This is a genomic window from Propionicicella superfundia DSM 22317 (assembly GCF_000423465.1).
GTDB lineage: Bacteria > Actinomycetota > Actinomycetes > Propionibacteriales > Propionibacteriaceae > Propionicicella > Propionicicella superfundia.
This window is the reverse complement of record NZ_KE384021.1, coordinates 81,748-104,395: the sequence shown is the minus strand read 5'-3', so window position 1 is coordinate 104,395 and position 22,648 is coordinate 81,748. Positions and strand designations below refer to the sequence as shown.

Below are 22,648 nucleotides of genomic sequence, written 5' to 3'. Positions count from 1 at the left end.
TCCTTGAGCTTGTCGAAAGGACCTCGGCCTACGTCACGCTCCTTGAGCTTGTCGAAAGACCTTGAGCTGCAGTCACGCTCCTTGAGGAGACAATCCGTCCCCGCCAGGGTCGCCCGATCCTCTCATCGCCGCGTCCGGGGCGAGATGTCACATTCGCCCACGACTCGCCGCGTGACAAACCATCCGAGATCACGTTCCACCAGCACCGTCCGGAGACCTCGCCGCCGCACCCGGCTCACAATGTCACAGCGCGTCCACGCGCTGGGCTCGCCACGATCGAGGTTGCGGACGTGTGCACCGTATGGCGGCGGCGCACCCCGCCGAGCGGCTCGGTCGCGCAGTCATGTACCGAATCGCGACGCTCAGCCGGCCCAATCGGTAGAGAAATCCGCATCCGGTGACTGGACCGCTTGAGACCACGTCCGGTCCGGCGTCATTCTGCGCACAACGTCGCAACCGCGACCGTCGGCGTCGGCCTGGTGGAGTGGCGGTCTGCGCTGCCGGCGGGACTCGCGACCAGGAGATCGCGTAGTCGGGTTTGCCGGCGCCTCGGCGAACCCGTCACCCACTGTGACATCCTGCCCACGCCTGCGCCTCACCGGCCTCCGCTGGCGACCGCATCCGCGCACTTTGGACGGAATGTAACGCCCCACCCCGGCGGCACCGGGCGTGACAAACCCTCCAGGATCACGTGCCCATCGACCTCTCCTGGAGGCCCCATCACCGCATCCGGGCCGGAATGTCACAGCGGATGCGTTCACGGCTTGCCCGGTCACGCGCCACGCGCGGCAGGCCCATCTGCCCGCCGACTCCGTTCGGCACCAGATCCCGCCCGGGGTCCCACGCGCGGTAGGTCCATCTTCCTGAGACGCCACGTGGCCCTTGGCCGACCCTCTGACCTGCGAGACAACGGCCCTAGCCGCAAGCCCGCGTCCCGTCGACTACCCGGTTCCGGAAGCTGCGGCGCCGCAACACGCGATATCCCCTATCTGATTGACGTCCGCGGGTACGCGACGTTACGTTTCCTGTCACCGGCAACCCCGCCGCGACCCGAGAGGATCACCCCAATGTCCGCCTTCACGACGTACCTCGCGGCCGCATCCGCGCGGATGGCCGTAACTGACGTGATGTGAGCAGAAGCCACCGCGCGTGGGGTTGGATCCTGCTGGCCTCCCTGGCCGTGACCGTGGTCGGTGGCGGCGCGTCCTATGCCCTGGGCTACGTTGCCGACGAGCGGAACCTCAGCGACACTCCCCTGCCCTGGCTGACGGGCGCGACCCTCGTAGGCCTGCTGGGCGTGCTCGTCGCGCTGTCGGCGTGGCTCGGGACCAGGCGGTCCACGTAACCGGGCCTCCCCGGTTCTCCTGGCAGGACCGTCACCACCGTGACATTCCGTCCAGGCCTGCCTCTCATCGACGTCCGGACGCGCCTGCCTCCACGTACATGGGACAGTTCGTCACACCCGACCCCCAGAGCCCGGTGTGACACACCGGCCACGCCCGCCCGCCTCCGACCCCCGACAGCGCCTCCCCCACACACACGGCACGGCCCGTCACACCCGACCCCCAGAGCCCGGTGTGACACACCGGCCACGCCCGCTCGCCTCCGACCCCTGCGCGCCCCGAACGGCACCGCTCCTGAGCGGAATGTCACACACCCCCGCCGAGGGGGTTCCACATGGTCGTCGCGATCTGCGGTCTCGGTGAGTCGCCGGGGCGACACCGGGCGTGACAAACCGGCCAGGACCCCATCTCATCAGGCTCTCCCCGACGCCCCGCCACAGCATCCGGGCCGGATTGTCACACCCCCGTGCATCGACACCGTGCCTCGCTTCTCTGCTCACCGGGCACTCGCACGGAACGGCCACATTCTGAGACGTCAGGGTGGCCCACGGGTGAGCGCTCCCGCACGACGACGCCGCTTGCCAAGGGTCGATTCCGGACGGCCGCAGCGGCACGGGCGCAGGGCGCCCGAACCTCAGATGTCCCCTATTTGATTGACATTCGCGCGGCGGCGACGTTACGTTCCCTGCCACAGGCAACCCCGCCAGACCCCGAGAGGACCACCCCGATGTCCACCTCCACCACGGACCTTGCGGCCGCATCCGCGTTCGCCGTCATCGGAGCCGGCGCCATCGCGTCCGCCACCCCCGCCCACGCAGGGCCCGTCTCCATCAGCGGCGACTCCAACTGGCGGGTCTCCGCCCAGTCGACCGTCAGCACCCACTACCCGCGCGTCGGCAACACCGTCACAGCGACCGCCACCATGAAGTACAACGCGCAGTTCCTCGGCCTTCCGGTGCCGGTCACCGGGTACTACACCCAGACCTTCCCGACCAAACCGTTCGCCACCCCCACGCTGGTGAGCGTGGTGAACGCTGACCTGTACCGTCGCCACTACGTCTCCAGCCGCGACACCTACGTGGGCAGCAGCGCATGGGTTGTCTCCGGCCAGAGCACCTTCTGGGGGAGCAAGACCGTCACAATCAAAGCGAGCGCGAAGGCCCGGTCGAAGGGCTCCAGCGGCTACGTGCATGGCGGTACCGGGAGGGGACACTCGATCGACGCCAACTCGATCGACTACATCAAAGTGTCCTGAGGCTCCGCCGAAGGAGACCCGAGATGTCCTCTCCCGCCGCGGCCCTGTGGCCCGTCGTCCGGCGCGAGCTGGCCAGGCTGGGGCTGACGGTGCTGGTCGGCGCCGGCCTGGCCGTCCTACTCGGCATGATCTATCCGATCCAGCGAGAGATCGAACTGGGCGCCTACAGCCACGGTCAGTTCGATCTGTGGTCCAGCACCGCCATTCCCGCCGCGCAACTGCCGATCGTCGACGCGGCGATCGATGCTCCGCATTGCGTGACGGCGCTCTGGTTCACCCGCCTGACCGCGGCGGACCACGTCATCGACAACGTGCAGCTCGCGCCGCTGGCGCCGACCTGCGACGAGCGCGTCACTCCCTTCCCCGACGCCACCGTGATCGCCGGCTCGCGCTCGACGACCACCGAACGCTGGATCGACCTGACCGCCGACGCCGCGAAGGATCTCGGGGTCGCCCCCGGTGACACGGTGGACGTCGGGACCGGGGAGGATCTCCCTCCGGTCACGCTCACCGTGCGCGCCGTCTTCGCCGTCCGGCAGACGGGGGCCGAGTACTCGGCGCAGGCCCCGGCCGAACCCCTGTTCGCCGCCGCGCCGGAGCCGCAGGAGTATGGGCAGGTCTACGTCGCCGGGCTCAGCGCCGACGAACTTGCCGCGAGGCTCTCGACGCCGGAGATCCGCCGGATGCTGGAGGCGACCGGCAGCTACCCCGTGGACTCGGAGTCGCGCGCCGGGCTGGAGGCACGAACGGACCAGGCCGCGACCACGGGGCTCGGTCTGATCCGCGTCATCGGGGCGCTGGCGATCCTCGGCGGTCTCGGGCTGGCGGTGCGCGAGCTGGACGTCTTCCGGCGTGCCGTGTTGCCGGTGCTGGACCTCACCCATCAGCTCGGCGGCGACCTTGGGCGGATCGTGCCGCGCGTCACGGCCATGGCCACCCTGACGGCCGGCACCGCGATCGTGGTGGGAGCCGCGCTCGGCTCGCTCGCCTTCTTCGGAGCGTGGCTCACTCCCGGGCTCCCGCCGACCCAGGTTCGGCTGCTGGGCCTCGTCGTGGCCGGCACCGTCGGGGTCGTCGCGGTGACGGGCGCCGCCTTCGGCGTCCACACCCTCCGCTCGCTGGAAAGGACATCGTGAGACCCACCCTCGTCACCTGGGGCACCCTGCCCCGCCATCTGAAGCCTGCCGAGGTCGCGCGTGACCTCGTGATCCTTGTTCTCGTGGGCGCGCTGGCGGGCTTCGCGGTGCTGTACTGCTCACGGGGGTGGTTCGACCGCCTGCGCTGGGAAAGCGGCCTCGACTACGCCGCCAAGAGCCCAGGCACCAACGCGGATGGCCTGACGGTCGCGACCAGCAGCGAGGTCTCGACCTCGCGTCCCGCCGACGACATGTTTCTAGACTCCATGCGCCCGACGACGTGGATCTACCCCGACGGGCGGCAGGCCGATGTGGCCCGTCTCGTGGCCGGAAACCTGGTGGAAGGAACTCTTCGCGACGGTCAGGCGGTGCTCGACCAGGCGAGCGCGGCCACCCTCGGCGTCGGCGTCGGTGACGAACTGATGGTCGAATGGGCTCCGTCGGTCGATGAGGAGCCGCGCCGCACCGTGACCGTCAGCGGTATCGTGCGCCCCTTCCACCTTCCCGACAACGGCGGCAACGGCGGGCTGCTGATCCTGAGCGCCACAACGGCAGAGCAGACTATCCCCGGCCTCGACATGACGTCGCTGGACTCGACCACCTACGACGGCTCCGCCCCGAGCGGAGTGACGAGCCAGACGCACCTGTCCGCGCTGCTGGACATAGCGTTTGGCAAGCTCGCGATGACACCTTTCCTGTGGTCCCTCATCCTCATCGGCCTCGCGATCTGGCTGCTCGGAGTGGCACGCGTCACGCGCACCCTTGTCGATCGGCTCTCGCCCATCGCCTCGGTCATCGTGGACCTCGGTCAGACCCCGCTGATCGGGCGACTGTTCGCGGTGTTCGCGATGGCCCTGCTCGCCGGGACGGCCGCCGCCGTCGCCTCCTGGGCCGCCCGCGAGTTCATCATGGCCTGGACACGCTTCTACGTCACCAGCGCGCAACTTCTCGTCGCCACCGGCGTCCTCGCCGGCCTCGCCGTCGTCTTCACCCTCGCCCGGACGCGTCAGGTCGGGCTCGCCACCACCCACAGGAGCTGATCGTGCCCGTCCCCAGCGTTCTCGAACTCGACGACGTCTCGTTATCCTTCATACACCGGCGGCGACGCGTGCACGTGCTCGACGAGTTCTCGATGACCGTCGCGCCCGGCGAGCGGGTCGCGCTGCTGGGCGAGTCCGGGTCGGGCAAGTCGACGGTGCTCGCGCTCGCGTCCGGCGTCCGGCTGCCCGAGACGGGCGACGTGCGGTTGTTCGGCGACTCCCTGGTCGGCGCGAGCAGCGCCGCCCGGGCGGCGCTGCGGCTGAGGCACCTCGCGCACATCTACCAGGACTTCCGGTTGCTCCCGATGCTCACGGCACAGGAGAACGTGGCGTTCGTCCTGCGGCTCCGCGACGAGTCCCGGCAGTCGGCTCTGGCGAAGGCCGAGGAGGCCCTGCGTGAGGTGGGCATGGCGCGCCGCCTGGGGCACCGTCCCGCCGAGCTGTCGGGCGGCGAACAGCAACGGGTCGCGATCGCCCGGGCGCTGGTCAGCCGTCCCTCGCTCCTGCTGGCCGACGAACCCACCGGGTCGCTCGACGCGACCAAGCGCGACGGCATCCTCGACCTCATGCTGCGCGTGATCCCGGACGCCGCGATCATCCTCGTCACGCACGACCCCGCCGTCGCCGAGCGGGCCAGCCGCGTGGTGGAGCTGGCCACGGAGACGTCGGCCGCCTGACCCGGGACGCCGAACGCTCCCGAACTGCCGGAAAACGGCCCGGATCCGGCGGTTTGGGAGCGTTCGGCGCGGGTCCGGGGGCTATGAACCGGCGGCCAGTTCCCGGCTGCGGTCCCGCGCGGCCTCGATGGCGGTCATGAAAGCCGCCCGCACCCGGTGGTCCTCCAACTGGCGAATCGCCGCGGCGGTCGTGCCACCCGGGGACGTCACCTGTTCGCGGAGCCGGGTCGGATGCTGGTTGGTCTCGCGCAGCAGCTTCGCCGAGCCGTACATCGTCTGCACGGCCAGTTCGGCCGCGATATCACGCGGCAGTCCCAGCAACACCCCGCCGTCGATCATCGCCTCGACGACGTAGAAGAGATAGGCCGGGCCGGTGCCCGACAGAGCCGTGACCGCATCCAGGTACTTCTCGGGGACGACCAGCGCCTCGCCGACGGCCTCCAGCAGACCCTTCGCTGTCGCGACCTGCTCACGGCTGGCGTGCCGTCCCGCCGCGAGGGCGGCCATTCCGGCCGCGACGAGGGCCGGAGTGTTCGGCATGACACGGACGACCGCCGTGCCGGCCGGCAGCCGCTCCTCGATGAAGGACGTCGTGATCCCGGCGCACAGCGACACGACCAGCGTGGACGGCCGCACGGCCGGGGAGATCTCCTCCAGCAGGTCGGCGACGTCCTGCGGCTTCACGACGAGGACGAGCGTGTCGGCCACCTCGGCCGCCTCGGCGTTCGAGACGGCGCGCACACCGTACTTCTCGGTCAGCTCGGCCTGCCGCGACTCACGCCGGTCGGTGACCACGATGTCGGCGGCCTCCCAACCGGACGCCAGCAGACCCGAGAACAGGGCCTCGCCCATGACCCCCGCGCCGAGGACCCCGATCACCGGGCTGCCACCAGCTCGGCGATCTGGATCGCGTTGAGCGCCGCGCCCTTGCGCAGGTTGTCGCCCGCGATGAACATCACCAGGCCCTTGCCTTCGGGGGCGGCCTGGTCGACGCGGATGCGGCCCACATACGACGGGTCGCTGCCCGCGGCCAGTCGCGGCGTGGGCACATCGGCCAGCACGACGCCCGGAGCCGACGACAGGATCTCGGCCGCTCGCTCGGGCGACAGGTCATCGGTGAACTCGGCGTGGACCACGAGCGAGTGCCCCGTGAAGACCGGCACCCGGACGCACGTGCCCGACACGAGCAGGCCCGGCAGGTGGAGGATCTTGCGGGACTCGTGGCGCAGCTTCTGCTCCTCGTCGGTCTCGCCGGTACCGTCGTCGACCAGGCTCCCGGCGATCGGCAGCGCGTTGTACGCGATCGGCGCCACGTACGGGCCGAGATCCGCCGTCAGGTCCTCCAACCCGTCGTAGGTGAGGCGAGCAGGATCGTCCAGAGCCGTCGTCTGCGCCGCCAGCGTCGCGACGCCGGCCAGGCCCGACCCGGACACCGCCTGATAGGTGGCGACGCGCAGGCGAACAAGGCCCGCCGCGTCGGACAGCGGCTTCAGCACCGGCATCGCGGCCATCGTCGTGCAATTCGGGTTGGCGATGATGCCCTTGGGCGGGTTCGCGACATCCTCCGGGTTGACCTCGCTCACGACGAGCGGGACCTCGGGATCGCGCCGCCACGCCGACGAGTTGTCGACCACGACGGCACCCGCGGCGGCGACCCGGGGAGCGAACTCGCGCGACGTCGCGCCACCGGCCGAGAACACGGCGACGTCCAGCCCCGTGAAGTCGGCCTTCGCGGTGTCCTCCACCACGACCTCTCCGCCGCCCCACGGCAGCGTCCGGCCGGCGGACCGGGCGGAGGAGAAGAAACGGATCTCGGACACAGGGAAGCGGCGCTCGGCCAGCAGCGTCCGCATGACGCCCCCGACCTGCCCGGTCGCCCCGAACACACCAACACGCATGGGGTGAACTCTACCGGCGGCCCGCGCCGCGCCCGGCACGCGTCCGGGCTACAGCCAGTCGACGTGCGGCGCGAGCGCCGCGTACCCCACGAACGCCGCCACGTCGAGCAGGGTGTGCGCGACGACCAGCGGTGTCACGCGCCGCCAGTGCAGGTACAACAGGCCGAAGACGATGCCCATGACGAGGTTCCCGACGAACCCGCCGAATCCCTGGTACAGGTGGTAGCTCGCCCGGATGAACGCGCTCACCAGCAGGTACGCGACCGGTCCCCACCCGATCCTGCGCAGCCTGTTGAACAGGAACCCGAGCATGACGACCTCTTCGACGACGCCGTTCATGCACGCGAGGAGGATCAGCACCGGCACCGTCCACCAGTGCTCGGCGAGGTTCGCCGGAGACACGTTGGTGTTCAGCCCCACCGCGCGGGCCCCCAGGTACAGCGCCAGTCCGGGGATGCCGATCCCGGCGAACACGAGCGCCCCCCGCGACAGGTCGAACCAGGGACGGCTCCGGTCGAGGCCGATCTCGCGGCGGTCCCCCGACAGATGCATCAGGTACAGGGCCAGCGCCACCGGCACCAGCGGGAAGACGATGTAGGTGAGCTGGTAGGCGAGGTCCAGCCAGGGACGGTCGGGCGTGACCGAGCTGTTGATGGACGTCGTCTGCTGGTTCAGCGGAGTGTTGACCGTCAGCTTGTCGATGATCGAGAGGATCGAGTACACCGCCGAGCGGCCGAGGGAGATGCCGAGGACGATGATGACCTCCCAGCCGAACCTCGGCCGCGCGGACGGCGCGGACGGCTCCAGCAGTGACCGCAGCGCTTCGGGACGGTCGGGGGGCGGCGCGCTCACGGGCGGCGCCTGCCCAGGGCCCGCAGCATGAGACCCAGGTTGGCGGGACGCTCGATGAGGCGGCGCGAGAAGTAGCGGTACCACTCCGTGCCGTACGGCAGGTACAGGCGGACGCGTTCCCCGGCGTCCCGCAGCCGCTCCTGGTCCTTGGCGGCCACGCCGTACAGGAACTGGAACTCGTAGCTGCCCGGCTCGCGCCCGGCCCGCGCGGCGAGTTCCTGCGCGATCTCGATGAGCCGCGAGTCATGGGTCGCGATCATGGGGTACGCGTCGGCGGCGAAGAGCTGCTTCAGGCCGCGCACGTACGCCTTGTCGACGTCGCGGGACCTGCGGTGCGCGATCTCGGCCGGCTCGGTGTAGGCGCCCTTGCAGAGGCGGATCCGGCGACCGTCGACCGCCAGCTCGTTCAGGTCGTCGGGAGTGCGGAACAGCCGCGCCTGCAGGACGGCCGCGGTCCGCGGGTAGTCGGGCAGCAGGGAGCGCCAGGTGCCGAGGGTGAGGTCGGTCGTGGTGTGGTCCTCCATGTCGAGGGTGACGGCCGACCCGATGCCGTGCGCGGCGGCACAGATGAGCCGCGCGTGCTCGCCGCTGAGGCCGTCCCCGTCGGGAAGCGCCTGCCCCACGGCGGACAGTTTGAGGGACACCTCCACGGCGTCGGTCAGCCGTTCGGCCGCCAGCCATTGCAGCAGGTCGAGGTACTCGGTGCTGTTCTTCTCGGCGGCGGCCGCGGTCTCGACGGCTTCGCCGAGGACGTCCATGGTGACGAGGAAGCCGTCGGCGACGAGGCTCTTCACGACCGGGAGCGCCTCCCCGAGCGTGTCGCCGGCCACGAACTGGGCGGCCAGCGCGCGGGCGGGCGGGAACGCCTGCCCGACGGCGGCCAGTGGCTTGGAGCCGACGACCGCCGCGACCGTCCTGCGCAGCATCGGTGTTCCCTTCGTCTCGTTGCGAGCCTACTGCCGTCCCCGCAGGCCAGGGACCGGCTTTGTCGCTAGCTGGGCTGCTCCACCCGCTGGCCGAGGTGGGTACGCGCGAAGTCGAGGGCCTCGGCGAGCTGGGCCTCCCGGTTCGCCCGCGAGCCGGCGCTGCGGCTGTTGATCTCCAGGACGACCTGCCCGTCGAAGCCGTTCTCGCCGGCCAGGCGGAGCACCTCGGCGGCCTGCTGGTCGCCGTGCCCGGGGATCAGGTGCTCGTCCTTGAAAGAGCCCGTCCCGTCGGTGAGGTGGATGTGGCGCAGCCGGTCTCCCCAGCTCCGCACGTAGTCGACGGAGCTCATCCGGGCGGTGGACGCGTGGGACAGGTCGAGCGTCAGATGGTCGTGGTCGAAGTCGGTCGGATCCCAGTGGGGGCTGTACGCCTTGAGCTCGCCCGCCGGTGTTCGCCAGGGATACATGTTCTCGATGCAGAACAGGATCCCGGTGTCCTCGGTGAGCGCACGCACGCCTTCGACGAAGTTCCCGGCGTAGCTCGACTGCCACCGAAACGGGGGGTGGACGACGACGACGGTCGCACCGAGTCGCTTCGCGGCCTCGGCCGAGCGGACGAGCCGCTCCCAGTGGTCGCTTCCCCAGACGCGCTGCGTCACGAGCAGGCACGGGGCGTGGATCGAGGTGACCGGCATCTCGTGGTAGTCGCGGAGCTTCTCCACCGCGTCGATGTCGACGGCGACGGGGTCGATTCCGATCATGAGTTCGATGCCGTCGTACCCCAGGGAGCTGGCGACCTCGAAGGCGCTCGCCGTGGACTCGGGATAGACCGACGTTGTGGACAGGACCACGGGTGTGGTCGCAAGCGCATTCACGCGGCAAGTGTAATCCGGTCGGCGGAGTTCGCCGTCGGGGAGTCATCCGGGGCTCCCGGGGCTCCGGTCCAGCACGGCTTCCTCGGACGCCTCGGCGACCAGGCAGGCGCGTGGCGCCCCGCCCGGGCAGGACACGTCCGGGCGCCCGAGGGGTTCGTGTCGCCGCGTCGGTGCCCGGGCCGGGGGCGTCCCCCGGGACCGCCGATTTCGTCTCTTCCGCCCGGCGAGTCCAGAATGAGGACATGCATGTGGATCACCTGGTGTTCGCGGCCAGTCCCGGCGGTCTTCTCGCCGAAGCGGATCGCCTCGGTGCCGCGCTCGGATGCAGGTTTCGCGACGGGGGGTTCCACCCGCGATTCGGCACGCGCAACCACATCCTCCCCCTGCAGGACGACCGCTATCTCGAAGTGGTCGAGGTGCTGGAGCATCCGGCCGCTGAGAAGGCGCCCTTCGGGCAGGCCGTGCGGGCGCGTACGCACCTGGGCGGTGGATGGATGGGATGGGTCGTGTCGGTCGACGACCTGTCGTCCTACGAGGACCGGCTCGGCCGCCCGGCCGTCGCCGGGTCGCGCCGGTTCCCCGACGGCCGCCTTCTGGAGTGGGAGCAGATCGGCGTTCGCGACCTGATCCGTGACCCGGAGCTCCCCTACTACATCCGCTGGAAGAGCGAGGAGGACGTCCTTCCGAGCGCCCTTCCGGCCGCCGCCCGGCTTGTCGAGTTCGAGATCGCGGGCGCGCAGTCCGTGGTGGAGGACTGGCTCGGCGAGAGCGTCGCCGACGCGTTCGACGGTGTTCGCGTGCGGTTCCGCGAGCCGGAGGGCCCGGCCGGGATCGTCTCGGCGACCTTCGAATGCCCCAACGGGATCGTCAGCATCTGAGCCTGCGGTCTGCGCCGCGGAATCGGCGCGACACCGCGGCGGCGCGCCCGGCGCCGCGGCACCATCGAAATCCTGTCGGTGCCGCGCGCTAGGTTGCGGATGTGGGCAAGAAGACGCAGGGCACCGCGTACCGGTGCAGCGAATGCGGCTGGCAGACCGCCAAGTGGGTCGGCCGCTGCGCGGAGTGCGGCCAGTGGGGCACGGTGGCCGAGCCGGCCGCGGCGACGGTCGGCCGCGGGGAGGTCCTGCCGATCACCGAGGTCCCCGCACAGGGGACGGTGGGCAGGCCGACGGGCATCGGCGAACTCGACAGGGTGCTGGGCGGCGGGCTCGTCGCCGGCGCGGTCGTGCTGCTCGCCGGCGAGCCGGGAGTCGGCAAGTCCACGCTGCTGCTGGAGGTCGCCCGGCGGTGGGCAGGCCGGCACGGCCGCACGCTCTACGTGACCGGCGAGGAGTCGACGACGCAGGTCCGCCTCCGCGCCGAGCGCACCGGAGCGGTCACCGACGGGCTGCTGGTGGCGGCCGAGACCGACCTGGGGACGATCCTGGACGACATCGACGCCGTCGACCCGGGGCTCGTCGTGGTCGACTCGATCCAGACCGTGCAGGTCGCCGGGGGCGACGGTGTCCCCGGCGGGGTGAGCCAGATCAAGGAGGCCACGACCGGTCTCATCCGCGTCGCGAAGGCCCGCGGGCTGCCCATCGTGATCGTCGGGCAGGTGACGAAGGACGGCTCGGTCGCGGGGCCGCGCTTCCTGGAGCACCTCGTCGACGTCGTCCTCTCCTTCGAAGGAGACCGGCACACCGGCATCCGGCTGGTGCGGGCGACCAAGAACCGGTTCGGCCCTGCCGAAGAGGTCGGCTGTTTCGAGCTCAGCGAGCTGGGGATCGTCGAGGTGACCGATCCGTCCGGGCTCTTCGCCGGGCAGCGCCGCGATCCGGTGCCCGGCACGTGTCTCACCGTCACGCTCGAGGGCCAGCGTCCGCTGCTCGCCGAGGTGCAGGCGCTCGCGGCGCCGAGCGCGTCCACGCCGCCGCGGCGCATGACCCACGGTCTCGACGCGGCGCGCGTCGCGATGGTGCTGGCCGTCGCCGAGCGGAAGGGCCGAGTGCGCCTGCCCAACCACGACGTCTACGTGTCGACGGTCGGTGGGGCGCGCATCGGCGACCCCTGCTCCGACCTGGCCGTGGCCGTGGCGATCGCGTCCGCGGCTCGCGAGCAGGCGGTCCCCGACGGGCTCGTCGTGTTCGGTGAGGTGGGGCTGTCGGGCGAGCTGCGGCCGGTGCGGGCACTTCCGCGTCGGCTCGCCGAAGCCGGCCGGCTCGGGTTCACGCGGGCACTCGTTCCGTCGTCGCTCGGTGGCGAGCCCCCCTGCGATGTTCCCGACTCCATGCGGGTCGTCGACGTCGCCACGGTGTCCGACGCGCTGACGATCCTGGGCCTCTCGCGACGGCTCGCGGCGGTCGAGCACGCCGCGGACGGCACTACACTTCCGGCAGGACGGGCCACGACGGCCACCTGAGCGAACGGGAGGGGACGTGCACGATCGCCTGCGCACGTACGAGGCGCAACTCGCGCCCGGAACCGAGCTGCGGGCCGGCCTCGAACGCATCGTCCACGGACGCACCGGCGCCATCATCGTCCTCGGCACCTCGCCCGCCGTGCAGCAGATCAGCACCGGAGGCTTCGGGCTCGACGTCGCATTCAGCGCCACGAACCTGCGCGAGCTCGCGAAGATGGACGGCGCCATCGTCGTCAGCGCCGACCTGGCACGCATCCTCGCCGCCGGTGTGCATCTCATGCCCGACGCGTCCGTGCCGACCTCCGAGGTGGGCACGCGGCACCGCACAGCCGAGCGTGTGTCGCGTCAGACGACCCAGGCCGTCGTGACCGTGTCGGCGTCGATGGCGACGATCGCCCTGTACCTCGACGGGACGCGCCACTGGGTGCAGAGCACCGAGCAGTTGCTGATCCTCGCCAACCAGGCGCTGCAGACGCTCGGGCGCTACCGCACCCGGCTGCGAGAGGCAACGGCGAGGCTGTCGTCGCTGGAGGTGCAGGACGAGGTGACCCTCCGCGACGTGGCGCTCGTGGCACAACGGCTGACGATGGTCGATCGCTTGACCGGTGAGCTCGGCGACTACGTCGTCCAGCTCGGCACCGACGGCCGCCTCGTGTCGCTGCAACTTCACGAGATGACGGCGGGCCTGGCAGAGCTCCACACCCTGCTGGAGCGCGACTACGACTCTCCCGGGCGCCCGTTCACGCTCGCCGCGCTGGCCGACCTTTCCACCGAGGACCTGCTCAACCCGAACGCGGTGGCCGTGGCGCTCGGGTTCGACCCCAACGAACCGCTGGAGACGCCACTCACCGGGCGAGGCTATCGCCAGCTCGCCCAGATCACGCAGATCCCGGCATCGCTCAGCGACCGGCTCATCGAGCACTTCGGCAGTCTTCAGCAACTCTTCGGCGCCAGCATCGCCGACCTTCGCGGCGTCGAGGGCGTCGGCGCCGGGCGTGCCCTGGTCATCCGGGACGGTCTCGAACGGCTCGCCGACGCGAGCTACCTGGAGCTCGCGAGCGACACCTGAGTCGCGCGTGAGGTCAACGGAGGGCGAAGACGAAGCGGGCGGACGGAACGTCGGTGAGGGTCGCGGTGGCCACGTAGGTTCCCGCGCCGAGCGTCCCGCCCGCGAGCCTGCACCCGGACTGCGAGCGCTTCGCCGACCAGGGAACCTTCCACTCCTGGGTGCCGCCCGGTTCGATCGTGGCGTCCCCCGTCAGGCCCCAGGCATCGCAGTCGGCACTCCCCCAGATCCGATCCGATCCCGATGACACGGTGAGCGTCAGCGGCCGGGACTCGAGCGTGAGTCGACACGCCTCGGCACCCGAATTCGTGACACGGACAGTGAAGGAATGGGTCGAGCCGCGCTTCATCTCCGACGATCCGGTGATCGACGTCGCGAGGAAGCCGGGTGCGCACTCGCGCGCCGTGTGCGTCGCGACTTTCACGACGGCGGCCGGAGTCACGTCGGAGCCGGCCGTGGGCCGATCCTGGGCGTTGAGCCACACGACACCGCCCGCCACCGCCAGACCGGCCACCAACGCCGCGGTCACGAGCAGGCGGCGCCGCCAGTAGACGGACGCGGATCGCGTGCCCACGGGGCGAAACCAGCCGGCCATGGCCTCAGCCTATGGGTTCGGGTGCCATCGAGACGCTCCGCTCGGACCCTGTCCGGCGGCGGTTCACCGGGCGTCCTGGAGAAAACTCGGCGCGGCCGACCGGAACCACCACGAGGCCCGGCACGTCGAGAAGGCGCAGGATCTGGCGATATGCCATGTCTTTCTGTCATGATTCGGCTTCGAGAGACCAACAACCAAAGGAGAAGCATCAATGGCGAGTTACGGCAACACTCAGCTTCCGGAGCACCCGAAGGCGCAGAACGTGTTCATTCTGGGTATCGTGGGTATCTTCGTGGGCATCTGCGCCCCGATCGCCTGGTACCTGGGCGCTCAGGCGCAGAAGGAGATCGCTGCCAACCCCGGCCAGTGGAACCCGGCAGGTAACCTGAAGACCGGTACGCTCCTCGGCAAGATCTTCACGATCCTCTACATCGTCGGCATCGTCCTCTACATCATCTTCATCGTCCTCATCGTCGGGCTGGCCGCAACTCAGCAGTGAGCTCAACCGATGTGGGCGCGGGCTGTTGCCGCGCCCACATCGGATACGATCCGTTCACGGCGGAACCACCAACCCGGCGGTGGCGTCGTGTCTTTCGACACCGACACCCACGTCACCCGTCCTGAGGGGACACCACAATGAGCAACCCGTACCAGACGCCCGATCCGCAGTCCGACCCCTACGCGGCACCCACGGATCCCTACGCGGCACCAGCCGATCCGTACGCTGCGGCCAATCCGGGTGCGGCGCCCGCCGATCCCTACGCGGCACCCACCGCGCCCTACACGGCACCCGCAGATCCCTACGGCGCGCCCACCGCGCCCTATGCGGCACCCGCAGATCCCTACGGCGCGTCGACCGATCCCTACGGCGCCGCCGCCGTGCCGTACGCGGCACCGACGGATCCCTACGCGCCGCAGGGGTACGCCTCGGGCAACTACAACACGTCACCCTCGACGTTCGGCTCCCCGTCGGCGTCCGACGCTCAGGTGTCTCCGGCCGGCTACGGGACGCCTGCGCCGGCCCCGCAGTACAACACCTACGAGTCGCAGGGGTACGCGACCTACGGGCAGCAGACGCCGTACGCCGCGCCCGGTATCGCGCCCGGCTACCCGATGGTCCTCCCCGACCATCCCCAGGCCACCACGGTGCTCATCCTCGGGATCCTGTCCATCACCGTGCTGCAGCTCTGCGGACCGTTCGCGTGGTACTTCGGCAGCAAGGCTCGCAAGGAGATCCAAGCGAATCCCGGCGTCTACAAGGACGGCGGCTCGCTCACCGCCGGCTGGGTCATGGGCATCATCGGGTCGATCCTGATGATCCTCTGGGTCGCCTTCATCATCATCTACATCATCTTCATCGTGTTCGTGGTCGCCGCCAGCACCTACTGACGGTCAGGGACAGGCCCCGACACAAAGGCCCCGCGCTGAGCGCGGGGCCTTTTTGTGCGGCGCAGACGGCGACGGGCGGCCATCGCGAAGGAATGACCGCCCGTGCGCCGGGATGATGCGACCGGATCAACCGACGTCGACGACGTCCGGCACCGGGGACTGCTTGGTTCCCGTGAACGTGAACGCTGTCTCGGACCCGTCCTCGGCGACGTCCACGACAACGATCTCGCCCGTGCCGACCTCGCCGAACAGGATCTTCTCGGCCAGGATGTCCTCGATATCCCGCTGGATCGCACGGCGCAACGGCCGGGCGCCGAGCACGGGGTCGAAACCGCGCTTCGCGATCAGCTTGCGCGCCGCGGGCGTGAGCTCGATACCCATGTCCTTGTCCTTGAGCCGGTCCTCGATCTCGCCGACCATCAGGTCGACGATGTTCTCGATATCGGCCTCGGTGAGCTGGTGGAACACGACGATCTCGTCCACGCGGTTCAAGAACTCCGGACGGAAATGCTGCTTGAGCTCGTCGGAGACCTTCGCCTTCATCTTCTCGTACGTGCTGGCCGAGTCATCGGAGCGGCTGAAGCCGAGGTTGACCGACTTCGAGATGTCCCGTGTGCCCAGGTTCGTGGTCATGACGATCACGGTGTTCTTGAAGTCGACCACCCGTCCCTGCGCGTCGGTGAGACGGCCCTCGTCGAGGATCTGCAGCAACGAGTTGAAGATGTCGGGGTGCGCCTTCTCGATCTCGTCGAACAGGACCACCGAGAACGGCTTGCGACGCACCTTCTCGGTGAGCTGCCCACCCTCTTCGTAGCCGACGTATCCGGGCGGCGAGCCGAACATCCGCGAGGCCGTGTGCTTCTCGGAGTATTCGGACATGTCGAGCGTGATGAGCGCGCTCTCGTCACCGAACAGGAACTCGGTCAGGGCCTTGGTGAGCTCGGTCTTCCCGACACCGGACGGCCCTGCGAAGATGAACGAACCGCTGGGTCGCTTCGGGTCCTTCAGGCCGGCACGGGTCCGCCGGATCGAACGCGACAGCGCCTTCACCGCGTCGTGCTGGCCGATGTACCGCTTGCCGATCTCCTCCTCCATCTTCAGCAGACGCGAGGACTCCTCCTCGGTCAGCTTGAACACGGGGATGCCGGTGGCGCTGGACAGCACCTCGGCGATCGCCTCCTCGTCGACCTCGGCGGGGACGTCCTGGTCGCCGACCTTCCACGCCTCCTCCTTCTCGGCGCGGGCGGCGAGCAGCTTCTTCTCGTCGTCGCGCAGACCCGCGGCCCGCTCGAAGTCCTGCGCGTCGATCGCGGCCTCCTTCTCGAGCCGGACGGCGGCGATCTTCTCGTCGAACTCCCGCAGGTCGGGCGGGGCGGTCATCCGCCGGATGCGCAGCCGAGCGCCCGCCTCGTCGATCAGGTCGATCGCCTTGTCGGGTAGGAAGCGGTCGGAGATGTACCGGTCGGCCATCTGCGCCGCGGCCACCAGCGCGTTGTCGGTGATCGTGATCCGGTGATGCGCCTCGTAGCGGTCGCGCAGCCCCCGGAGGATGTCGATCGTCAACGCGATGGACGGCTCCGCCACCTGGATGGGCTGGAAACGACGCTCCAACGCGGCGTCCTTCTCGATGTACTTGCGGTACTCGTCGAGCGTCGTCGCGCCGATCGTCTGCAACTCACCGCGCGCGAGCATCGGCTTCAGGATGGACGCCGCATCGATCGCGCCCTCGGCGGCACCCGCCCCGACGAGAGTGTGGATCTCGTCGATGAACAAGATGACGTCGCCGCGCGACTTGATCTCCTTGAGCACCTTCTTCAGGCGTTCCTCGAAATCGCCACGGTAGCGCGACCCGGCGACCAACGCCCCGAGATCGAGCGTGTAGATCTGCTTGTCACGCAGGGTTTCCGGGACGTCCCCGCGAACGATCGCCTGAGAGAGTCCCTCGACGACGGCCGTCTTGCCGACGCCGGGCTCGCCGATCAGGACGGGGTTGTTCTTCGTGCGCCGCGACAGCACGGTCATGACACGCATGATCTCGGTCTCGCGGCCGATGACCGGGTCGAGCTTGTTCTCGCGCGCCGCGACCGTCAGGTTCCGCCCGAACTGGTCGAGGATCGTCGCCGCCGTCTGCGAACCCGCGGCCTCGGGCGCGCCGGCCGTCGCGGCCTCCTTGCCCTGGTAGCCCGACAGCATCTGCAGGACGGTGCTGCGCACGCGCGGCAGATCGGTGCCGAGCTTGATCAGCACCTGGGCGGCCACGCCCTCGCCCTCGCGCACGAGGCCCAGCAGGATGTGCTCGGTCCCGATGTAGGAGTGGTTGATCTGCAGCGCCTCCCGCAGGGACAGCTCCAGCACCTTCTTCGCGCGCGGCGTGAACGGGATATGACCGGTCGGAGCGGCCTGACCGCGTCCGATGATGTCCTCCACCTGCTCGCGGACGGCCTCAAGGGTGATCCCCAGCGATTCCAGCGCCTTGGCGGCGATCCCCTCGCCCTCGTGGATCAACCCCAACAGGATGTGCTCGGTGCCGATGTAGTTGTGGTCGAGCATCCGCGCCTCGTCCTGCGCAAGTACGACGACGCGGCGGGCACGGTCGGTGAACCGTTCGAACATGTGCACTCCTCACTATCGGCGCCTGCACGCAGAAGCCTGCAGGGACGCGTTCAGTCTAGTGAACGTCCCCTGCAGGCCATCTGTTCCGCTGTTCGCCTGCGGCTCAATCCCGGATCGTGGCCGGAGACGAGCCGTACGATCTCAGCCGTTCTCCGCCTCGTACGCGGCCTTGATCTCGGCCGGGACACGGCCACGCGCATTCACCTGCATGCCCTTCTCCTGCGCCCAGGCCCGGATCTCCGATCCCGTGGGACCACCTGTGCGCGTCCGCTTGGCGCCGCCGCTCGCGCGCCGCACCTTGCGCGCATGAGCGATCCAGACGGCCATCTGATCGCGGAACTTGTCCTGGTTCTTCTCCGACAGATCGATCTCGTACGAGACCCCGTCGAACGCGAAGTTGACGGTTCCCGCTGCGAGACTGCCGTCGACATCGTCCGACAGGATGATCTCCACACGTTGTGCCATATTGCTCCTCCGACTTTCACCTTGACCTAGAAACCACTGAGCCCTGTCGCCGCGAATGTTGCCCGCGCTCGTCCACGACGTAGCCAGCCTAAATCATTACCTATTCACCATCAAGGCCGGGTCGAGTTAGTGTCAGGCCTTCCCGGTCTTTTCCGAGAGAGTACCCCTCGCCGGGGTAATCTCGGCCGTCATCACAGAGCGGATCCGGCGGGCCGCACTCGCCACGAGCAGCGGATCAGCCGCCGGATGACACACAGGGATTTGAAGCCGTCCGGGCCGGAAACCGCCCGCGCCACCGGGATCGCGGCGCCAGAGCCGGTCAAAGCCGTGCGCACACACCGGGATTCAGTGCTATCGGGGGCCGCATTCCGGCCACGAAGGCGAGCTCTCCCGAAGGTCCCCCGCAAGGGTGACTCCACCGGGACCGAGACGTGGATAGCCCGCGGCAACCGATCTCGCGCGACATCACCACGAGCACCGGAATTCCCAATTCTCCGGCCAGAAGGCGTCCGCGCAGCAACCGGGCCCTTGGCCCACGGCGATTCGGGCCAATGCGGGCCGGATTACTCCCGAGTCGTCGGGAACGATCCCAGCAGCACAGGCCACGAATCGGGACAAGGCACGACCCGGTCCTCCATTCGCGTGGACGGGCCGGGTCGTGAGCCGACGTTCGGTTCAGGCGTGATCGCGGCGGACCTCCTCGACGAAGGGGAGGGCGAGCGCTTGGAGGTCGATGACCGTCGGGAAAAGGTCGTCGTCGGGGCGCGCCTCCGCGCCGTCGCGGCCGACCCGTCGCGGCAAGGACAGGACCTCGGCGTCGGCCGGTTCGAGGACCAGTTCCGCCTCCAGCGCGGCGACGCGCTCCCGCAGCGACGCGATCTCGGCGGCAGCGCGCTCCACATCAGAGGTCAGGGCGGTCTTGTCACCACGCAACGTATTGAGTTCGATCAGCAGATCCGCATGCGTGATGCGCAGCTTTCGGAGCTGCGCTCGCAGAGCGTCCTGTCTCGCGTTGAGCGTGTCGAGCACCTCGGTGTGCTGCTGCCGCTGCTCACTCGCCGCCACGGCCTGGCGATGCATCGCCGCCACACGTTCGGCCTCGCGGTCGCGCTGAGCCTCGGTCACCTGGCGCCAGGCCAGGAAGCAGGCGATCACACCCGCGACAAGGGCGATGGCGACACCGGCGCGCACCACCCAGATAGGGCCGAAGGCGGCTGCAACGCTCAGCACGCCACCGGCGATGAGGACGACGAGTCCGGCACGACGCACGGACGAGGAAGGGGTCGCCAACTCGGGCTTCTTACTGCTCACGGCCCCCACGGTACCGCCGTATACCCGAGGTCACCGGACGTCGGGGGGCGCGTCGCCCGAATCCTTACTTCGTGGGTCCACACAGGATCTTTCCAGAAACCACCCCGCGACCGCGAGCACGACGGCGCACAATGCAGCGATGCCGCCGTTGACGACACGTTCCAGCGGCAGCGGTGCTGCGATTCGCGGCACGTACAACGCGACGATCGTCAGATATCCGCCGGCGAATGCGGCGCCCGCCAGAAGCGCGGTCTTGCCGAGCACGAGTCTGGCCACAGCCCGGCCGGGCTCGATCCTCTCGCGACGTCGCTGAACCTGCTGATGGGTCACCCACGCCAGCACGGCCGTCGCCGCGGCCACGGCCGCCAGAGCCAGCCAGGACACGGCGGTCACACGCGGAGCGGACTGGCCGAGATTCTCCACCGTCCCGAAGAACATGTACGAGGCGAGCGCGCCGAGCATGGCGGCGACAGCCACCACGGTGGGCGGCGTCGGGCGGAGCTTCTCCCGATCGTCCTGCGGCTCGGTCACGGCACGATCACCTCCGGCACGACGCGGATCCCCTCGTCGGTGACGGCGTCGGCAAGGTCGCGCACGGCTCCGCGGCCCGGCAGGACGGCGTCCGGCTCGACGTCCAGCCACGGGAAGAGGACGAACGCGCGCTCGTGCGCCCGAGGATGCGGCAAGGTGAGCCTCTCGGTCTGCAGCACACGGTCTCCGACCACGATCAGGTCGACGTCGAGCGTCCGCGGCCCCGGCTCGTGATCCGCCGGACGCCCGAGTGCCGCCTCGATCGCCTGCGCCCGCTCCAGCAGCACAAGCGACGGCAGCGTGCTGTCCATCACCACCACGGCGTTCAGGAAGTCGGGCTGCGGATCCCCGACGGCGACGGTCTCGTACACCGGCGAGACCCCGACCAGGCGGGTCAGCGGCGTCCGGCGGAGCGTGGACACGCCCAGCCACAGATGCTCCAGCCGATCGTCGATGTTCGAACCGAGGGAGAAGACCACCCGCCGCACGGGCCGCAGGCCGACCTCGTCGTCACACATCGTCCCCCCTCACATGCCGCACCGTCACCGCCACGTCGGCGACCGGCACCGGCATCGGCGCCTGCGGCTTGTGGACGGTCACCTCGACCCAGGACACCCGCGCCAGGGACAGGCAGTCCCGCGCCACCCGATCGGCGACCGTCTCGATGAGGTCGACGGGGTCGGCGGCGACGAGATCGTGCACGCGCTGCGCGAGCGCCGCGTAGTCGACCGTGAGGCCGATGTCGTCCCCCTCCGGATGCGTGATCCCGCAGCGGACGTCGACCACGAACTCCTGGCCGCTGCGGCGTTCGGCGGGCAGAACGCCGTGCCGGGCGAAGACACGGATGCCCGTCAGCTCGACGCGCGTCGTCCCAGCCATCGTCACCCCTGCTCGCCCGCGGCGCGGATTCGTTCGGCGACCGAGATCGCCGCCACCTGGGAGAAGACCTCATGGGTCCGCACCGCCCACACCCGCCGGGCGGCCACGAGCGCCGTGACGGCCACCGTCGCCGCGTCCCGATCGGTCGGCCGCGCGTCGAGCCCGCCAGGACGGCCGAGGAAGCCCTTGCGGGACACACCGACGAGAACGGGGTACCCGAGCGCCTCGACCCGCTCCAGGCCGGCCAGCAGCGTCCAGTTGTGGGAGTAGTCCTTGGCGAAGCCGAAGCCGGGGTCGATCGCCAGCGACGCCGGCTCGATGCCGGCCTCCAGCGCCGCTTCGACGCGGGAGGCGAGCTCGGCGCACACCTCGGCGACGACGTCGTGGTAGCGGGCCTGGTCGTACATCCCGAACGAATGCCCGCGCCAGTGCATGGTGACGTACCCCGCGCCGGAGGCGGCGACCGCCGCCAGCATCTCGGGGTCGGCGAGCCCACCCGACACGTCGTTGATGATCGCGGCCCCCGCGGCGACCGCCGCGGCCGCCACATCGGCCCGCATCGTGTCCACGGACACGACCGTCCCCTCTGCGGCCAGCGCTTCGACGACCGGCAGCACACGCCGCAACTCCTCCGCGGCGCTCGGACGTTCCGCACCCGGACGGGTCGACTCGCCGCCCACGTCCACGATGGCCGCTCCCGCAGCGACCAGTTCGCGCCCGTGCGCGACGGCGCGGTCGAGGTCGGTCCAGCGGCCGCCGTCGGAGAACGAGTCGGGTGTGACGTTGAGAATCCCCATCACCCTGGTCGGTCCGGCAGCGAAGACCTCCATGGCTCAGCCGATGATGAGGCTCATGGCCTCGGCCCGGGTGGCGGTGCGGCGGAGCAGCCCGCGCACGGCGCTGGTGACCGTCCGCGACTCGGTCTTGCGGGCACCGCGCATCGTCATGCACAGGTGCGAGCACTCGATGACGACGATGACGCCCTGTGGCCGGAGATGCTCGACCAGGGCGTCGGCGACCTGGGACGTGAGCCGCTCCTGCACCTGCGGGCGACGGGCATACACGTCGACGAGACGGGCGAGCTTGGACAGGCCCGTGACCTGCCCGTCGGGGATGTAGCCGACATGGGCGACCCCGGTGAACGGGAGCAGGTGGTGCTCGCACACCGACCACACCTCGATGTCCTTGACGAGGACGAACTCGTTGTGGTCGATGTCGAACCGGGTCGCCAGCACCTCCGCCGGGTCGGCGTGCAGGCCCGCGAAGATCTCCTCGTACGCGCGGGCGACCCGCTGAGGCGTCTCCACGAGGCCCTCGCGGTCGGGGTCCTCACCCAGTCCGAGCAGCAACTCCCTCACGGCCGCGGAGATCCGGGCCTGGTCGAACGCAGCCACGG

General features: G+C 69.9%; 24 protein-coding genes. 10 read left to right on the top strand and 14 right to left on the bottom strand.

Going from position 1 to position 22,648, the window contains the following annotated elements; all coding sequences use genetic code 11:
• Positions 1-1,129 precede the first annotated feature (1,129 nt).
• The 5 genes from G555_RS0110355 to G555_RS0110335 all read left to right on the top strand — a co-directional run bounded on the left by G555_RS0110355 (position 1,130) and on the right by G555_RS0110335 (position 5,451).
• Positions 1,130-1,345, top strand: a complete 216-nt coding sequence (locus tag G555_RS0110355; RefSeq protein ID WP_028708825.1) for a hypothetical protein — start codon at positions 1,130-1,132, stop codon at positions 1,343-1,345.
• A gap of 725 nt (positions 1,346-2,070) precedes the next feature.
• The gene (locus G555_RS0110350) at positions 2,071-2,598 is read left to right on the top strand and encodes a hypothetical protein (RefSeq protein WP_028708824.1); all 528 of its coding nucleotides are present in this window, start codon (positions 2,071-2,073) and stop codon (positions 2,596-2,598) included.
• A gap of 23 nt (positions 2,599-2,621) precedes the next feature.
• Positions 2,622-3,734 carry a hypothetical protein gene (locus G555_RS0110345; protein WP_028708823.1) on the top strand — a complete coding sequence of 371 codons (1,113 nt, stop codon included), beginning with the start codon at positions 2,622-2,624 and terminating at the stop codon, positions 3,732-3,734.
• The gene (locus G555_RS0110340) at positions 3,731-4,774 is read left to right on the top strand and encodes a hypothetical protein (protein ID WP_028708822.1); all 1,044 of its coding nucleotides are present in this window, start codon (positions 3,731-3,733) and stop codon (positions 4,772-4,774) included. The genes G555_RS0110345 and G555_RS0110340 overlap by 4 nt, the downstream gene beginning before the upstream one ends.
• Positions 4,775-4,776: 2 nt before the next feature.
• Entirely contained in the window at positions 4,777-5,451 is a 675-nt protein-coding gene (locus G555_RS0110335) for an ABC transporter ATP-binding protein (RefSeq protein ID WP_051208776.1), read from the top strand.
• 81 nt (positions 5,452-5,532) lie between these two features.
• Here G555_RS0110335 and proC read toward each other — a convergent pair whose 3' ends face one another.
• The 5 genes from proC to G555_RS0110310 form a co-directional block, all read right to left on the bottom strand.
• A complete protein-coding gene (gene proC, locus G555_RS0110330) occupies positions 5,533-6,330 on the bottom strand; it encodes a pyrroline-5-carboxylate reductase (RefSeq protein ID WP_028708820.1) in 798 nt (265 codons plus the stop codon).
• Complete coding sequence (locus G555_RS0110325; RefSeq protein ID WP_028708819.1) at positions 6,327-7,349, bottom strand: aspartate-semialdehyde dehydrogenase; 1,023 nt, start codon at positions 7,347-7,349, stop codon at positions 6,327-6,329. The genes proC and G555_RS0110325 overlap by 4 nt, the downstream gene beginning before the upstream one ends.
• A 48-nt stretch (positions 7,350-7,397) precedes the next feature.
• Complete coding sequence (locus G555_RS19230; RefSeq protein ID WP_342662673.1) at positions 7,398-8,201, bottom strand: CPBP family intramembrane glutamic endopeptidase; 804 nt, start codon at positions 8,199-8,201, stop codon at positions 7,398-7,400.
• Positions 8,198-9,127 carry a proline dehydrogenase family protein gene (locus G555_RS0110315; protein ID WP_028708818.1) on the bottom strand — a complete coding sequence of 310 codons (930 nt, stop codon included), beginning with the start codon at positions 9,125-9,127 and terminating at the stop codon, positions 8,198-8,200. The genes G555_RS19230 and G555_RS0110315 overlap by 4 nt, the downstream gene beginning before the upstream one ends.
• Positions 9,128-9,192: 65 nt before the next feature.
• Entirely contained in the window at positions 9,193-10,002 is an 810-nt protein-coding gene (locus G555_RS0110310; protein ID WP_028708817.1) for a sugar phosphate isomerase/epimerase family protein, read from the bottom strand.
• A gap of 242 nt (positions 10,003-10,244) precedes the next feature.
• Here G555_RS0110310 and G555_RS0110305 point away from each other — a divergent pair, with 242 nt between their 5' ends.
• The 3 genes from G555_RS0110305 to disA all read left to right on the top strand — a co-directional run bounded on the left by G555_RS0110305 (position 10,245) and on the right by disA (position 13,472).
• Positions 10,245-10,880, top strand: a complete 636-nt coding sequence (locus G555_RS0110305) for a VOC family protein (protein ID WP_028708816.1) — start codon at positions 10,245-10,247, stop codon at positions 10,878-10,880.
• Positions 10,881-10,981: 101 nt separating this feature from the next.
• Complete coding sequence (radA, locus tag G555_RS0110300) at positions 10,982-12,403, top strand: DNA repair protein RadA (protein WP_028708815.1); 1,422 nt, start codon at positions 10,982-10,984, stop codon at positions 12,401-12,403.
• 16 nt (positions 12,404-12,419) lie between these two features.
• Positions 12,420-13,472 (top strand): DNA integrity scanning diadenylate cyclase DisA, encoded by a 1,053-nt coding sequence (disA, locus tag G555_RS0110295; RefSeq protein ID WP_028708814.1) that lies wholly within the window; start codon positions 12,420-12,422, stop codon positions 13,470-13,472.
• A gap of 13 nt (positions 13,473-13,485) precedes the next feature.
• Here the strand turns inward: disA and G555_RS21270 are convergent, their stop codons facing one another.
• Positions 13,486-14,064: a hypothetical protein gene (locus G555_RS21270; protein ID WP_051208774.1), complete on the bottom strand. Its 579-nt coding sequence runs from the start codon at positions 14,062-14,064 to the stop codon at positions 13,486-13,488.
• 211 nt (positions 14,065-14,275) lie between these two features.
• Here G555_RS21270 and G555_RS19225 point away from each other — a divergent pair, with 211 nt between their 5' ends.
• Both G555_RS19225 and G555_RS21265 read left to right on the top strand, forming a co-directional pair.
• Positions 14,276-14,563 carry a hypothetical protein gene (locus G555_RS19225; RefSeq protein WP_051208771.1) on the top strand — a complete coding sequence of 96 codons (288 nt, stop codon included), beginning with the start codon at positions 14,276-14,278 and terminating at the stop codon, positions 14,561-14,563.
• 137 nt (positions 14,564-14,700) lie between these two features.
• Positions 14,701-15,453, top strand: a complete 753-nt coding sequence (locus tag G555_RS21265; RefSeq protein WP_051208769.1) for a DUF4190 domain-containing protein — start codon at positions 14,701-14,703, stop codon at positions 15,451-15,453.
• Between the two features lie 126 nt (positions 15,454-15,579).
• Here G555_RS21265 and G555_RS19210 read toward each other — a convergent pair whose 3' ends face one another.
• The 8 genes from G555_RS19210 to folE form a co-directional block, all read right to left on the bottom strand.
• On the bottom strand, positions 15,580-18,066 hold the full coding sequence (locus G555_RS19210) for an ATP-dependent Clp protease ATP-binding subunit (protein ID WP_036922413.1): 2,487 nt from the start codon (positions 18,064-18,066) through the stop codon (positions 15,580-15,582).
• Between the two features lie 141 nt (positions 18,067-18,207).
• The gene (locus tag G555_RS0110265; RefSeq protein ID WP_028708812.1) at positions 18,208-18,531 is read right to left on the bottom strand and encodes a histone-like nucleoid-structuring protein Lsr2; all 324 of its coding nucleotides are present in this window, start codon (positions 18,529-18,531) and stop codon (positions 18,208-18,210) included.
• Between the two features lie 675 nt (positions 18,532-19,206).
• Positions 19,207-19,842: a hypothetical protein gene (locus G555_RS0110260; RefSeq protein WP_156887511.1), complete on the bottom strand. Its 636-nt coding sequence runs from the start codon at positions 19,840-19,842 to the stop codon at positions 19,207-19,209.
• A 30-nt stretch (positions 19,843-19,872) separates the two neighbouring features.
• Positions 19,873-20,373: a DUF3180 family protein gene (locus tag G555_RS19205; protein WP_051208766.1), complete on the bottom strand. Its 501-nt coding sequence runs from the start codon at positions 20,371-20,373 to the stop codon at positions 19,873-19,875.
• A complete protein-coding gene (gene folK, locus G555_RS0110250; protein WP_028708810.1) occupies positions 20,370-20,891 on the bottom strand; it encodes a 2-amino-4-hydroxy-6-hydroxymethyldihydropteridine diphosphokinase in 522 nt (173 codons plus the stop codon). Before folK ends, G555_RS19205 begins: the two co-directional genes overlap by 4 nt.
• Positions 20,884-21,252: a dihydroneopterin aldolase gene (folB, locus tag G555_RS0110245; protein WP_028708809.1), complete on the bottom strand. Its 369-nt coding sequence runs from the start codon at positions 21,250-21,252 to the stop codon at positions 20,884-20,886. Before folB ends, folK begins: the two co-directional genes overlap by 8 nt.
• A gap of 2 nt (positions 21,253-21,254) precedes the next feature.
• Positions 21,255-22,082 carry a dihydropteroate synthase gene (gene folP / locus G555_RS0110240; protein ID WP_028708808.1) on the bottom strand — a complete coding sequence of 276 codons (828 nt, stop codon included), beginning with the start codon at positions 22,080-22,082 and terminating at the stop codon, positions 21,255-21,257.
• Positions 22,083-22,085: 3 nt separating this feature from the next.
• Complete coding sequence (gene folE / locus G555_RS19200) at positions 22,086-22,646, bottom strand: GTP cyclohydrolase I FolE (protein WP_036922411.1); 561 nt, start codon at positions 22,644-22,646, stop codon at positions 22,086-22,088.
• Positions 22,647-22,648: the final 2 nt, after the last annotated feature.